The 13,313-nt window shown below is 59.0% G+C and carries 11 protein-coding genes; 1 reads left to right on the top strand and 10 read right to left on the bottom strand.

Annotated features, from left to right (window positions below; translation table 11 throughout):
- Positions 1–37: 37 nt before the first annotated feature.
- From sigX to ppsA, 7 genes are all read right to left on the bottom strand, one after another.
- Positions 38–628, bottom strand: coding sequence for an RNA polymerase sigma factor SigX (gene sigX / locus RGM3321_RS27515; RefSeq protein WP_002553043.1), 591 nt, complete (start codon positions 626–628; stop codon positions 38–40).
- Between the two features lie 82 nt (positions 629–710).
- On the bottom strand, positions 711–1,535 hold the full coding sequence (locus RGM3321_RS27510) for a mechanosensitive ion channel domain-containing protein (protein WP_002553042.1): 825 nt from the start codon (positions 1,533–1,535) through the stop codon (positions 711–713).
- Between the two features lie 2 nt (positions 1,536–1,537).
- The gene (locus tag RGM3321_RS27505) at positions 1,538–1,786 is read right to left on the bottom strand and encodes a CrfX protein (protein ID WP_244395655.1); all 249 of its coding nucleotides are present in this window, start codon (positions 1,784–1,786) and stop codon (positions 1,538–1,540) included.
- Between the two features lie 85 nt (positions 1,787–1,871).
- Positions 1,872–2,867: a zinc transporter ZntB gene (locus tag RGM3321_RS27500; protein WP_244395654.1), complete on the bottom strand. Its 996-nt coding sequence runs from the start codon at positions 2,865–2,867 to the stop codon at positions 1,872–1,874.
- Positions 2,868–2,878: 11 nt separating this feature from the next.
- Complete coding sequence (gene rraA / locus RGM3321_RS27495; protein WP_244395653.1) at positions 2,879–3,367, bottom strand: ribonuclease E activity regulator RraA; 489 nt, start codon at positions 3,365–3,367, stop codon at positions 2,879–2,881.
- Between the two features lie 87 nt (positions 3,368–3,454).
- Entirely contained in the window at positions 3,455–4,447 is a 993-nt protein-coding gene (locus RGM3321_RS27490) for an alpha/beta fold hydrolase (protein ID WP_244395652.1), read from the bottom strand.
- Between the two features lie 161 nt (positions 4,448–4,608).
- Positions 4,609–6,984 carry a phosphoenolpyruvate synthase gene (gene ppsA, locus RGM3321_RS27485; protein WP_244395651.1) on the bottom strand — a complete coding sequence of 792 codons (2,376 nt, stop codon included), beginning with the start codon at positions 6,982–6,984 and terminating at the stop codon, positions 4,609–4,611.
- Positions 6,985–7,177: 193 nt separating this feature from the next.
- On the opposite strand from ppsA, the gene RGM3321_RS27480 reads away from it, so the two are divergent.
- Entirely contained in the window at positions 7,178–7,996 is an 819-nt protein-coding gene (locus tag RGM3321_RS27480) for a pyruvate, water dikinase regulatory protein (RefSeq protein WP_010215814.1), read from the top strand.
- A gap of 53 nt (positions 7,997–8,049) precedes the next feature.
- Here RGM3321_RS27480 and prpF read toward each other — a convergent pair whose 3' ends face one another.
- From prpF to prpC, 3 genes are all read right to left on the bottom strand, one after another.
- Positions 8,050–9,231 (bottom strand): 2-methylaconitate cis-trans isomerase PrpF, encoded by a 1,182-nt coding sequence (prpF, locus tag RGM3321_RS27475; protein WP_244395650.1) that lies wholly within the window; start codon positions 9,229–9,231, stop codon positions 8,050–8,052.
- 136 nt (positions 9,232–9,367) lie between these two features.
- Positions 9,368–11,956, bottom strand: coding sequence for a Fe/S-dependent 2-methylisocitrate dehydratase AcnD (gene acnD, locus RGM3321_RS27470; RefSeq protein WP_244395649.1), 2,589 nt, complete (start codon positions 11,954–11,956; stop codon positions 9,368–9,370).
- 69 nt (positions 11,957–12,025) lie between these two features.
- Positions 12,026–13,153: a 2-methylcitrate synthase gene (prpC, locus tag RGM3321_RS27465; protein ID WP_244395648.1), complete on the bottom strand. Its 1,128-nt coding sequence runs from the start codon at positions 13,151–13,153 to the stop codon at positions 12,026–12,028.
- Positions 13,154–13,313 lie beyond the last annotated feature (160 nt).

The raw sequence follows: 13,313 nt of genomic DNA, 5'->3' as shown, positions 1-13,313 counted from the left end.
CAGACCTTGCCAGTTTGTTAGAGATATTTGCACCGTATTAAGTTTCGGCGATTCCCGCAAATTTCTCTCGTAATTTATCTAAAGCCCGCTTGTAACGCATTTTCGTTGCGCTCAAGCCCATGTGCATGATGTCAGCAATCTCCTGGAATTCAAGTTCTGCGACGAAACGCAGGACCAGAATCTCCCGATCGATCGGGTTTACATACACAAGCCAGCGATCAAGTCCGCCCCGCTCTTCAGGTTTGGGCGTCTTTTCTTCCGACGCTTCCTCAAGTGGATCCAGACTCAAAGCGTCCATCAAGCGACGCTTACGCCGTTCCTTCCGGTACTGCGTGATGCATTCATTGTAGGTGATGCTGTAAAGCCAAGTCTTAAATTTAGATTTACCTTCAAAATTTTTCAACCCATACAACACCTTAAGCATCACCTCCTGACAGACATCGTCAGCATCGCGATCGTTCCCTAAATAACGTGCGCAGACGTTAAAAAGTGTTCTTTGGTAACGACGCATCAATTCTTCATAAGCCCGCGTCACATTGAACAGCTCAACATGGGCGCGCGCGACCAGCTCCTCATCAGAGAGCTCGCGGGGATCGTAGCGCGTCGAAAACGGTTGAGGTTTATTCAAAACAAATCTTGCCGACAGTCAGGTCAATGTCCGCCACGGCCTGTTTCGGCAACCCGGCGGCATAGATTAGCAGGTTAGCCGCTTAACGGCTGCTTACTCTCTGCTCGAGAAGGATGCGGTTGGAAAACGACACCAGCTCCCCCTCGTCTGTCAGCAACGTTGTCTTGACCGTACCTATTTCCTCGATCTGACCTTCCGTATCGCCCACCCGCACCTGCTGGCCCACCTGAAACAGCTCACGAACATAAATTCCGGCGATGATCTGACCGGCGATCTCCCGACTGCCCAGGCCCAAGGCAAGCGCCACTGTCAGACCAACGGTAATCAAGGCAATCACAATAACGTGGTTCAGCAGGTCGGTCTTGACCTCAAGCTGGCTGATCGCAACCGAAATACTGATGATGATGACCAGACCCTGAGCAATTCGGCCCAGGCCGGCGGAGTAGTCGATACCTACGCCTTCGGCTGCGCCGCGTACCAGTCCATTGACCAGTTGCGCCAGCAGCACGCCAACCAGCAGGACCAGTGCCGCACCAAATACCTTGGGCAGATACAGCGCCAACATGTCCAGCGTAGCTGAAACCCGCTGCAGCCCCAGCGATTCGGCAGCCGAGACGAGGAAAATCAGTAGAACAAACCAGTAGACGATCTTGCCGATCAGCGTTGAGATCGGCACCTTGACGCCGGCGCGGCCAATGATCTTGGTCAGACCGGTACCGCCGACCAGACGATCAAGGCCCAGTTTGGCCAGCAGTTTGGAAAGCAGCGCGTCGAGCAGTTTGGCGACGACGAAACCCAGCAGCACCACGACAAGGGCGCCGAACAGGTTAGGGATGAAATTTGCGACTTTGGTCCACAATGCAGTCATTGCAGCAAGAAGGCTCTGGGTCCAGAGATTTAATTCCATGCTCAATCAGCCTTATCGATAGAACGGGCACCAGGGGTGGTGCGGCGAGAAACAGGAGAGACGTGGGCAGAGCCGTTGTTCACGGCAATCATCAGTGCTTCTGACCAACGGCCCAGCAACCCGAACAACACACCGGCACCGACCTGGCGATTGGCGGTTTTCAAGACGCGTCCCAGACATGCGTCATCATCCCGGCTGGAGGATGAAGAATTGAGCATGTCGCGTAAAGATTCTTCAAACGGATCGTGCATCAGGCACCTCACGTAATGTCAGTCAAAGACGCGACGCGAAAACAACAAGTCACACCGGCCTGTCAAAAAACCTCGCAAGTCCGACCTACACCCAGCGCAAACGCCTGAACAGCCACCACTGCCCTGCGGCCAGCGCAACAATGAGCAGGCAGGCCACCAGAAAGCCATATGCGCTGTCCGAACCGGGAATTCCGCCGACATTGATACCCAGCAGACCGGTGAGAAAACTCATGGGCAGAAAGATACCGGTAATGATCCCGAAGCGGTACATGGTGCGATTCATGTGTTCCCGCAGGCGCCGGTCTTCGGACTCCAGCAGCAGCCCCACCCGCTCGCGGGTCAGTTCGAGCTCCTCCAGATAACGGGTCAGGCTGTTGTTCAGTTCATTCCAGTAATCGGCATCGTCATGCGCGAACCAGGACAGTTTGGTTCGCGAGAGCTGGCCGTATATATCGCGCTGGGGCCCGAGAAAGCGGCGCAGACCGGCGGCGCGCCGACGGATATGCAGCAGCTTGCCGTGCTCGGGACTGTACCGCTCGTCGGCGTCGTTCTTTTCTTCCTCTTCATCGACCGATTCGGTCAGTTCGCCCACCAGATCCTGAACCTTGTCAGTGAGGTGCTGCGCCAGATACAGGATCAGCTCCGAGGCGCTCTTCGGGCCTTTGCCCTGCCCCAGCATCTCGATGAGTTCCTCAGTGGCACGCAGAGGGCGCAGACGCAGCGAGATCACTCGCTGAGCCGAGGCGAAGATGCGCACCGACACCATGTCTTCCGGTTCGGCACCCGGGTTCAGGTTCACCCCGCGCAGAAACAGCAGCAGCTCCTGCTCAGGCAACGGCAGCAAACGCGGCCGGGTGTTCTCTTCCAGCAACAGGTCGCAGGCAAACTCGCTCAGACCGCTGCCGGTGCGCAACCAGGCATGGGTCTGCGGGTGACTGCGATCCCAATGCAGCCACAGACTTTCCTGCGGCTGCAGCTCAAGGTCCTGCAACTCGGTTCGAGCGATGAAACGCGCCCCGCCTTTACCGTCCAACACGAGGGCATGCACCAGCCCCCACTGCGCGTTTGCTTCATCGAACATGGATACTTCGCTTATTCCGGCATGGTCAGGGGTGAAGGGGAAATGATGACGCCATTGTTGTCGGCATACAGGTACTCACCTGGACGGAAGGTCACACCGCCAAAGGTGACCGGCACGTTCAGGTCACCGATTCCGCGTTTTTCGGTTTTTTTCGGATGGCTGGCCAGCGCCTGTACCCCCAGGTTGGTCTGGGCAATGACATCGACGTCGCGAATGCAACCATAAATCAACATGCCTTCCCAGCCGCTCCTTGCCGCCTTCTCGGCCAGCATGTCACCCAGCAGGGCGCACCGCAGCGAAGCACCACCGTCGACAACCAACACCTTGCCCTTGCCGTCCAGTTCGACCTGCTCCTTGACCAGCGAGTTGTCTTCGAAACATTTAACGGTGACGATCTGGCCACCAAACGAATCGCGACCGCCAAAATTGCTGAACATCGGCTCCACGACCTGAATCAGGTCCGGATAGGCGTCACACAGATCGGGGGTGATGTAGTGCATGAGGTCAACTCCTGTCTCGGGATTGATACGGATCGGCCTGATGAATCAGACGCGACCGACTGACGCTAACCATAGCGACTTTAACCGCTAACTGCCCACCACCGCCTGAAACTCTACAACCTGTTCAGGAACATTCTGCTCGTTCAGCCACTCGAGAACCCGCGGCCAGACCTGTTGCTGCGCGGCCTTGCTGACCAGCATCCGCACATGGTCAAAGTCTTCGTCAAAGCCGTGCTCGCGCCCCAGGCAAAGAAACTGTTTGTGCTGCTCTGACCCGACCTGATCGAACAGCGTGCGACAGGCCCACACCGGGTCCTGATGATCACCAGCGGCAGCAACGGCCAGCACCGGCACCTGAACCTCCTTCAGCCCGGCCCACCAGTTGTTGTCGCGCTCGCCAAAACGCCCGAACAGCCCGTGCCAGCGCATGCTTTCCAGCACCAGCCCTATCGGCTCATCTTCCGGCCCACGCTTGAAACGCGGCCCTGAGACATGTTCGAAGGACCTGAGCAACAGCCGCGCGGACCATTGCAGCGGCGGGATTTTCAGTGGCCAATAAGTGCGGCTGACCTGACTGCCGAACAACGCCACCGAAGCTGCAGTTTCCGACCCCAGGTATTGGCCGCCCAAGGCGGCCGCCAGGGTTGTGCCGCCCAGCGAGTGCCCCATCCAGTGTGGTATCTGACCACTTTGCTCGCAGACGAAAGCGGCAATGGCGGGCACGTCGAAACGGGCATAGTCAGCCACACAGTTGGCGCGATAGTTCTGGTTGCGTGCCGACAAGCCGTGCCCGCGCATTTCCGGTATCCAGATGTCATAACCGGCACGCGCCAGATACGGCCCCAGACCGATACCTTTGGGCGAATACCAGAAACGCCGGTTGGAAAAACTGCCATGCAGCAGAATCACCGGAATACCGCGCACATCAGGCTGATCGACCAGCCCCAGTCGGGTCACCACCAATTCGACGCTGGGGTCGGGGCTGTTGGCTGGCTTGAGACGATAGACGTCCTCGACAAGATCGCCGCGACGCTCGGCGCTGATCAAGGCAACGGGAAAAAGCTGGCTACTGCTTTGCATATCACTCTTTATCTGGCTTGACAGACGGGATGAAACATCGCGCTCCGGGGCTATCGCGGCACGCCATAAAAAAGGCGGCTTCCGAAGAAACCGCCTCTTTCAAACACCTGAAGCACATGACGGCTCAGGCCACCCTCGCGTCACACGAAGGCCGTGTCGCCTCAGACAGGTGCCTGCGCCTCGGCGAGGAAGAACCAGGTTTCCAGCACCGAATCAGGGTTGAGCGATACGCTCTCGATCCCTTGATCCATCAGCCAGCGCGCCAGATCCGGATGATCGGAAGGGCCTTGTCCGCAGATGCCGATGTACTTGCCCACCTTGTTGCACGCTTGAATGGCATTGGACAGCAGCTTCTTGACCGCAGGGTTACGCTCGTCGAACAGGTGGGCAATGACGCCGGAGTCGCGATCAAGGCCAAGTGTCAGCTGGGTAAGGTCGTTGGAGCCGATGGAGAAACCGTCGAAATACTCGAGGAACTCTTCGGCCAGAATCGCATTGGACGGCAACTCGCACATCATGATGATGCGCAGGCCGTTTTCGCCACGTTTCAGGCCATTGGCCGCCAGCAGGTCGATGACCTGACTCGCTTCACCCAGAGTCCGGACGAATGGCACCATGATCTCGACGTTGGTCAGGCCCATCTCTTCACGCACGCGTTTGAGCGCACGGCACTCCAGCTCGAAACAGTCGCGAAAGTTCTCGCTGATATAGCGCGAAGCACCGCGAAAGCCCAGCATTGGGTTTTCTTCTTCAGGCTCGTATAGCTTGCCGCCGATGAGGTTGGCGTACTCGTTGGACTTGAAGTCCGACAGACGCACGATGACCTTTTTGGGCGTGAACGCGGCAGCCAGGGTACTGATGCCCTCGACCAGCTTTTCGACGTAGAAACCGACCGGGTCGTCATAACCGGCAATACGCTTGTCGACGCTTTCCTTGATTTCCGACGGCAGCAGCGAATAGTTGAGCAGCGCCTTGGGATGCACGCCAATCATGCGGTTGATGATGAACTCCAGACGAGCAAGACCGACACCGGCGTTGGGCAACTGGGCGAAATCAAACGCACGATCCGGGTTGCCGACGTTCATCATGATCTTGAACGGCAGCTCTGGCATCGCATCGACCGAGTTGGTCTTGATGTCGAAACCCAGCTCGCCTTCAAAGATGTAACCGGTGTCGCCCTCTGCGCATGAAACCGTTACGCCCTGGCCATCCTGCAGCGTCTGAGTGGCGTTGCCACAACCGACCACTGCCGGAATGCCCAGCTCGCGCGCGATGATCGCGGCGTGGCAGGTACGACCGCCACGGTTGGTGACAATTGCGCTGGCGCGCTTCATGACCGGTTCCCAGTCCGGGTCGGTCATGTCGGACACCAGCACGTCACCAGGCTGGACCTTGTCCATCTCGGATACGTCCTTGATGATCCGCACCTTGCCTGCGCCGATGCGCTGGCCGATGGCACGACCTTCGACCAGCACCTTGCCGGTCTCCTTGAGCAGGTAGCGCTCCATGACATTGGCCGAGGCGCGGCTTTTCACGGTTTCCGGACGCGCCTGCACGATGTACAGCTTACCGTCGTCACCGTCCTTGGCCCATTCGATATCCATCGGGCACTTGTAGTGTTTCTCGATGATCATTGCCTGTTTAGCCAGTTCCGAGACTTCGGCATCGGTCAGGCAGAAGCGCGCACGATCAGCAGGCTCTACGTCGATCACCTTGACCGAACGACCCGCCTTGGCTTCTTCGCCGTAAATCATCTTGATAGCCTTGCTACCCAGATTGCGACGTAGAATCGCCGGACGGCCAGCAGCCAGCGTGTCTTTATGCACGTAGAACTCGTCCGGGTTGACCGCGCCCTGCACAACCGTCTCGCCCAGGCCGTAGGCACCGGTAATGAACACCACATCGCGGAAACCGGATTCGGTGTCCAGGGTGAACATGACGCCCGCCGTTCCGGTTTCGGAACGCACCATACGCTGCACACCCGCCGACAGCGCGACCAGTTTGTGGTCGAAGCCCTGGTGCACGCGATAGGAAATGGCACGGTCATTGAACAGCGAAGCGAAGACTTCCTTAGCGGCGCGGATAACGTTCTCGACACCGCGAATGTTCAGGAAAGTTTCCTGCTGGCCTGCGAACGAGGCATCCGGCAGGTCTTCAGCGGTCGCGGAGGAGCGCACGGCCACCGCCAGGTTCGGATTGCCGGCTGAAAGCTCGGCAAATGCAGTACGAATCTGGGCGTTGAGCGTCTCGGGAAACTCGGCTTCCATGATCCACTGGCGAATCTGCGCACCGGTGCGGGCCAGGGCGTTGACGTCATCGACATCGAGCGCGTCCAGCGCAGCATGGATCTGATCGTTCAGACCGCTGAGCTCAAGAAAATCACGGTAAGCCTGGGCCGTAGTCGCGAAGCCGCCGGGCACTGAGACGCCAGCACCTGCCAGGTTGCTGATCATCTCGCCGAGGGACGAGTTTTTGCCCCCCACATGCTCTACATCATGGACGCCGAGCTTATCGAGGGAAACTACGTACTCTACCAAGGTGATCTCTCCACTAACTGTGTTTGTTGTTGGGAAAAGCTCATTCACCCGAATCACATGTGATGTGACCTCGGGCGTGTCTGGCCGGGCGCGGGCCCATGCCTTGAAACCGTACCTTCAAAAAAGACGCACCTGCAGGCAGGCACGCCTATGATAGCCAGAATTAGTCAACTGCTTAAGGCCTGGGTCAAAAATGAAACGATCTGCTTTCTTCATCTCGGACGGCACCGGTATCACCGCCGAAACCCTGGGCCAGAGCCTGTTGGCACAATTTGAAAACATTACATTCAACAAGTTCACCAGGCCCTATATCGACAGCGTCGAGAAAGCCCGGGCGATGGTACAACAAATCAATAATGCCGCCGACAAGGACGATGTGCGCCCGATCATCTTCGACACTATCGTCAATCAGGACATCCGCGAGATTCTGGCGACGTCCAATGGCTTCATGATCGACATCTTTTCGACCTTCCTCGCCCCGCTGGAACAGGAGCTTAGTTCACACTCTTCCTATTCGGTGGGCAAATCGCACTCCATCGGGCATAACTCCAATTACATGGAGCGCATCGAGGCAGTCAACTTTGCGCTGGACAACGACGACGGCGCGCGGACGCATTATTACGACAAGGCCGACATCATCCTGGTTGGTGTGTCGCGCTGCGGCAAGACCCCGACCTGCCTGTATATGGCCATGCAATTCGGTATCCGGGCCGCCAACTATCCGCTGACCGAGGATGACATGGAGAAGCTGCAACTGCCTGCAGCGCTCAAGCAGCATCGCGAAAAGCTATTCGGTCTGACCATTGACCCGGACCGTCTCACCGCGATCCGTCACGAGCGCAAGCCAAACAGCCGCTATTCCAGTTACGCGCAGTGTGAATTCGAAGTGCGCGAGGTAGAGAGCCTGTTCCGCCGCGAGAACATTCCCAACATCAACTCCACACATTTTTCGGTGGAAGAAATCTCTGCCAAGGTGCTGGTCGAAAAAGGTGTGGAGCGGCGCTTCAAATAACCACTGAAAGTAGCCGCATCAGCTAATTTTTTCAGTTGACTGTTTCAGTCGTTTTACTGTGGCACTCGCACCCAGCCTTCCATCAGCACCCTGGCGCTGCGGCTCATGAGGGCTTTGGTGACTTTCCAGTCAGCGCCTTCCTGAACAGCCTGCGCGCCGACCCGCAGCGTGCCGGAGGGATGACCGAAGCGCACCGCGCTGCGCGCCTGTCCACCAGCCGCCAGACTGACCAGCGTGCCTGGAATGGCGGCGGCAGTGCCGATGGCCACCGCCGCCGTGCCCATCATCGCGTGATGCAGCTTACCCATCGACACAGCACGCACCAGCAGGTCGATATCCTGTGCCACGACAGGTTTGCCACTCGATGACAGGTAATCGGCAGGGGCTGCTACAAAAGCCACCTTTGGTGTGTGCTGCCGCGTTGTGGCTTCATCAATGCTGCGAATCAGGCCCATGCGCACGGCACCGTGGGCGCGAATGATTTCCAGACGAGCAAGCGCCTGCGGATCACCATTGATATCGCCCTGCAACTCGGTACCGCGGTAGCCGATATCGGCGGCGTTAACGAAAATCGTCGGGATACCGGCGTTGATCATGGTTGCTTTCAAGGTACCGATGCCGGGCACGTCAAGGTCGTCTACCAGATTGCCGGTGGGAAACATCGAGCCGCCTGCACCCTCTTCGTCCGCTGCCGGATCAAGAAACTCCAGCGCCACCTCCGCGGCCGGAAAGGTCACGCCGTCCAGTTCGAAATCGCCGGTTTCCTGTACCTCGCCGTTGCTGACGGGCACATGGGCGATGATGGTCTTGCCGATATTGGCCTGCCAGATCCGCACGATGACGACGCCGTCTTGCGGCACACGATCAGCATCGAGCAGACCACTGGCGATAGCAAACGAGCCGACGGCCGCCGACAGGTTGCCGCAGTTGCCGCTCCAGTCGATGAAAGGCTTGTCGATGGATACCTGGCCGAACAGGTAATCGACATCGTGGTCGGGCCTGCTGCTGCGCGACACAATCACGCTCTTGCTGGTACTCGACGTCGCCCCGCCCATGCCGTCGATCTGCTTTTCATAGGGGTCTGGGCTGCCGATGACTCGCAGCAGCAACGCATCCCGCGCCGATCCCGGAATCTGTGCAGCTTCGGGCAGATCAGTCAGCCTGAAAAACACACCCTTGCTGGTGCCACCACGCATGTAGGTGGCGGGGATGCGGATCTGGGGTGAATGAGCCATGAATTCGTTGTCCTGTTCAAAGAGCGCGCTGAGCGCTCAAAATCGGACGCAGAGCGTCCAGAACTGCATGCCCACGCGGAGCATGGGCACGATAGTGCTCTTGCGCACACTTATCGTTCCTCACGCTCCAGCGTAGCTACGATGCAGTAGCCTCTAGAAAATCCTGGGCAAAGCGCTGCAACACGCCGCCAGCCTCATAGATAGAAAGCTCCTCGGCAGTGTCCAGACGACAGGTCACCGGCACTTCCACACGCTCACCGTTACGGCGCTGGATCACCAGCGTCAAGGTCGCGCGCGGTGTGCGCTGACCGATCACGTCGAAGGTTTCGCTGCCGTCGATGCCCAGCGTCAGGCGGCTGGTGCCCGGCTTGAACTCCAGCGGCAGCACGCCCATGCCAACCAGGTTGGTGCGATGGATACGCTCGAAACCTTCTGCGGCAATGGCTTCGACACCCGCCAGCCTGACGCCTTTGGCGGCCCAGTCACGGGACGAACCCTGCCCGTAATCGGCACCGGCAATGATGATCAACGGTTGCTTGCGGGCCATGTAAGTTTCAATGGCCTCCCACATGCGCGTAACCACGCCCTCGGGTTCGATCCGGGTCAGCGAGCCTTTCCTGACCTTGCCGTCGATCACCGCCATCTCATTGACCAGTTGCGGATTGGCAAAGGTTGCGCGCTGGGCCGTCAAGTGGTCGCCCCGGTGGGTTGCGTAGGAGTTGAAGTCCTCCTCCGGCACGCCCATTTTCGCCAGATACTCGCCCGCAGCACTGTCGAGCATGATCGCGTTGGACGGTGACAGGTGATCGGTAGTGATGTTGTCCGGCAGCACGGCCAGCGCGCGCATGCCCTTGAGCGTGCGCTCTCCGGCCAGCGCGCCTTCCCAATAGGGCGGGCGACGGATATAAGTGCTCATCGGGCGCCAGTCATACAGCGGCTCGACTTTCGGCCCGGTGTGCTCTTCGATGGCGAACATCGGAATGTAGACCTGACGAAACTGCTCCGGCTTCACCGACGCCTGCACCACGGCATCAATCTCTTCGTCGCTCGGCCAGATGTCCTTGAGGCGAATCTCTTTGCCATCGGCCATCCCGAGCACATCGTTTTCGATATCGAACCTGATGGTGCCGGCAATGGCGTAGGCCACCACCAGGGGTGGCGAGGCCAGGAAGGCCTGTTTGGCGTAAGGGTGAATACGTCCGTCGAAATTGCGATTACCCGACAACACCGCAGTGGCGTACAGATCGCGGTCAATGATTTCCTGCTGGATCAGTGGGTCCAGCGCACCGGACATACCGTTACAGGTGGTACAGGCAAACGCCACGACGCCAAAACCCAATTGCTCCAGTTCGGACGTCAGACCTGCGGCATCCAGATACAGCGCCACGGTTTTCGAGCCGGGTGCCAGCGACGACTTCACCCACGGCTTGCGCAACAGCCCAAGGCGGTTCGCGTTGCGGGCCAGCAGGCCTGCCGAAATCACGTTGCGCGGGTTGCTGGTGTTGGTGCAGCTGGTAATCGCCGCGATGATTACCGCGCCATCCGGCATCTGCCCCGGCACGTCTTCCCACTGCCCGGCAATGCCTCTGGCGGCCAGATCCGCAGTGGCGACCCGCGCATGGGGGTTGGACGGCCCGGCCATGTTGCGCACCACACTGGACAGGTCGAAGCTCAGCCCGCGCTCGTACTCCACCTCGTACAGGCTGTCCGACCACAAACCGGTGTGCCGCGCATATAGCTCGACGAGTTTTACCTGCTCGTCTTCACGGCCGGTCAGGCGCAGATAATCGATGGTTTGCGAATCAATGGAAAACATTGCCGCTGTCGCGCCGTATTCCGGCGCCATGTTGGAAATCGTCGCCCGGTCACCGAGGGTCAGACTCGACGCACCCGCGCCATAGAATTCCAGATACGCGCCAACCACCTTCTGCTGACGCAGGTATTCGGTCAGAGCCAGCACCACATCGGTGGCGGTGATGCCCGGCTGACGGCATCCAGTCAGTTCGACGCCGATGATGTCCGGCAGGCGCATCCACGAGGCGCGTCCCAGCATGACGTTTTCGGCCTCAAGGCCGCCAACGCCGATGGCAATCACGCCCAGTGCGTCGACATGCGGTGTGTGGCTGTCTGTCCCCACCAGCGTATCGGGAAAGGCTACGCCGTCGAGCACCTGCACTACCGGCGACATTTTCTCCAGGTTGATCTGGTGCATGATGCCGTTGCCCGGCGGGATCACTTCGACGTTCTTGAACGCCTGCTTGGTCCAGTCAATAAAGTGAAAGCGGTCTTCGTTGCGACGGTCTTCGATGGCGCGGTTCTTTGCGAACGCCTGCGGGTCATTACCGTCGGATTCCACCGCCAGCGAATGGTCGACAATAAGCTGCACCGGCACCACCGGGTTTACCTGCGCAGGATCACCGCCCTGCGAGGCAATCGCATCACGCAGGCCGGCAAGGTCGACCAGTGCGGTCTGCCCCAGAATGTCGTGGCAGACCACCCGCGCAGGGAACCACGGAAAGTCCAGATCACGCTTACGCTCGATGAGCTGGGTCAAAGAAGCACTCAAGGTCGCAGGATCACAACGGCGCACGAGGTTCTCTGCCAGCACTCGCGAGGTGTAGGGCAGCGTGGCATAAGCGCCGGGCTTGAGCGCCTCGACCGCTGCGCGCGCATCGAAATAGTCCAGTCGGGTGCCAGGAAGCGTTTTGCGGAATTCACTGTTCATTGCGGGACTCGATCACGGAGTGTTCGGAATACGGGTGGGGAGCTCGTCAGCGGCTCCCCTGCCCCCTTTTCAGCGCTGTTCGATGGGCACGAAGCTGCGCTGTTCGACGCCGGTGTATTCGGCGCTCGGACGGATGATGCGATTGTTGGCGCGCTGTTCGAAAACGTGGGCGGCCCAGCCGGTCAGGCGCGAGCAGACGAAGATCGGGGTGAACAGCTTGGTCGGGATGCCCATGAAGTGGTACGCCGACGCATGGTAGAAGTCGGCGTTGGGGAACAGTTTCTTCTGCTCCCACATGACCTTGTCGATGGCTTCGGAGACAGGGAACAACACGCTGTCGCCCACCTCGTCGGCAAGCTTCTTCGACCAGCCCTTGATCACCTCGTTGCGCGGGTCGGACTCTTTGTAGATGGCGTGGCCGAAACCCATGATCTTTTCCTTGCGCTCAAGCATCCCCAAGGTGCCTTTGGTGGCTTCCTCAGCCGAAGCGAAGCGCTGAATCATCTCCATCGCGGCCTCGTTGGCACCGCCATGCAGCGGGCCGCGCAACGTGCCAATGGCTGCGGTGACGCAGGAAAACAGGTCCGACAGGGTCGACGCGCAGACGCGGGCAGTGAACGTGGAGGCATTGAATTCATGTTCGGCGTACAGAATCAACGACACGTCCATGACCTTGCGGTGCAGCTCGCTGGGGGACTTGTCGAGCAGCAGGTGCAGGAAATGCCCGCCGATGGAGTCTTCAGCGGTCGTACAGTCAATGCGTTTGCCTTCATGACTGAAGCGATACCAGTAGCACATGATCGCCGGGAACGCCGCGAGCAAACGGTCGGTGGCATCGCGCTGCTGATCGAAACTGCGCTCCGGTTCCAGTGTGCCGAGCATTGAAGCGCCGGTGCGCATGACGTCCATCGGGTGAGTGTCGGCGGAAATGCGCTCCAGCACTTCCTTCAGGGCCTGAGGCAGATCGCGCAGGCTCTTGAGCTTATCCAGATAAGCAGCCAGCTGGGCCTGGGTCGGCAGCTCGCCGTACAGCAACAGGTAGGCAACTTCCTCGAACCGGGCCTCAGCGGCCAGTTCGCGCACGTCGTAGCCGCGATACGTCAGCCCGGCGCCCGCCGTGCCCACAGTGGACAACGCCGTCTGCCCGGCAACCTGCCCGCGCAGCCCGGCACCACTCAATATTTTTGCTTCAGCCATGATGTTCTCCACTATTGTTTTTGTGTGATGGGACGCAGAGCGTCACGAGATAAATTCACACCTGCAGCGCTCATTGTTGTACATCAGTCCCAATGAGCCCGGAAACGGAGCTCAAATCACGCTATTGATCGTTGATCGTTCCCACGCTCCGCGTGGTAAT

Source organism: Pseudomonas sp. RGM 3321 (genome assembly GCF_022836805.1).
Taxonomy (GTDB): Bacteria; Pseudomonadota; Gammaproteobacteria; order Pseudomonadales; family Pseudomonadaceae; genus Aquipseudomonas.
This window is presented reverse-complemented; position numbering and strand designations above follow the sequence as displayed.

Bases quoted from the DNA above. Each gene is read 5' to 3' on its own strand.
- RGM3321_RS27510 (WP_002553042.1), bottom strand. From the start codon at position 1,535: ATGGAATTAAATCTCTGGACCCAGAGCCTTCTTGCTGCAATGACTGCA.
- RGM3321_RS27505 (WP_244395655.1), bottom strand. From the start codon at position 1,786: ATGCACGATCCGTTTGAAGAATCTTTACGCGACATGCTCAATTCTTCA.
- RGM3321_RS27500 (WP_244395654.1), bottom strand. From the start codon at position 2,867: ATGTTCGATGAAGCAAACGCGCAGTGGGGGCTGGTGCATGCCCTCGTG.
- rraA (WP_244395653.1), bottom strand. From the start codon at position 3,367: ATGCACTACATCACCCCCGATCTGTGTGACGCCTATCCGGACCTGATT.
- RGM3321_RS27490 (WP_244395652.1), bottom strand. From the start codon at position 4,447: ATGCAAAGCAGTAGCCAGCTTTTTCCCGTTGCCTTGATCAGCGCCGAG.
- RGM3321_RS27480 (WP_010215814.1), top strand. From the start codon at position 7,178: ATGAAACGATCTGCTTTCTTCATCTCGGACGGCACCGGTATCACCGCC.
- prpF (WP_244395650.1), bottom strand. From the start codon at position 9,231: ATGGCTCATTCACCCCAGATCCGCATCCCCGCCACCTACATGCGTGGT.
- acnD (WP_244395649.1), bottom strand. From the start codon at position 11,956: ATGAACAGTGAATTCCGCAAAACGCTTCCTGGCACCCGACTGGACTAT.
- prpC (WP_244395648.1), bottom strand. From the start codon at position 13,153: ATGGCTGAAGCAAAAATATTGAGTGGTGCCGGGCTGCGCGGGCAGGTT.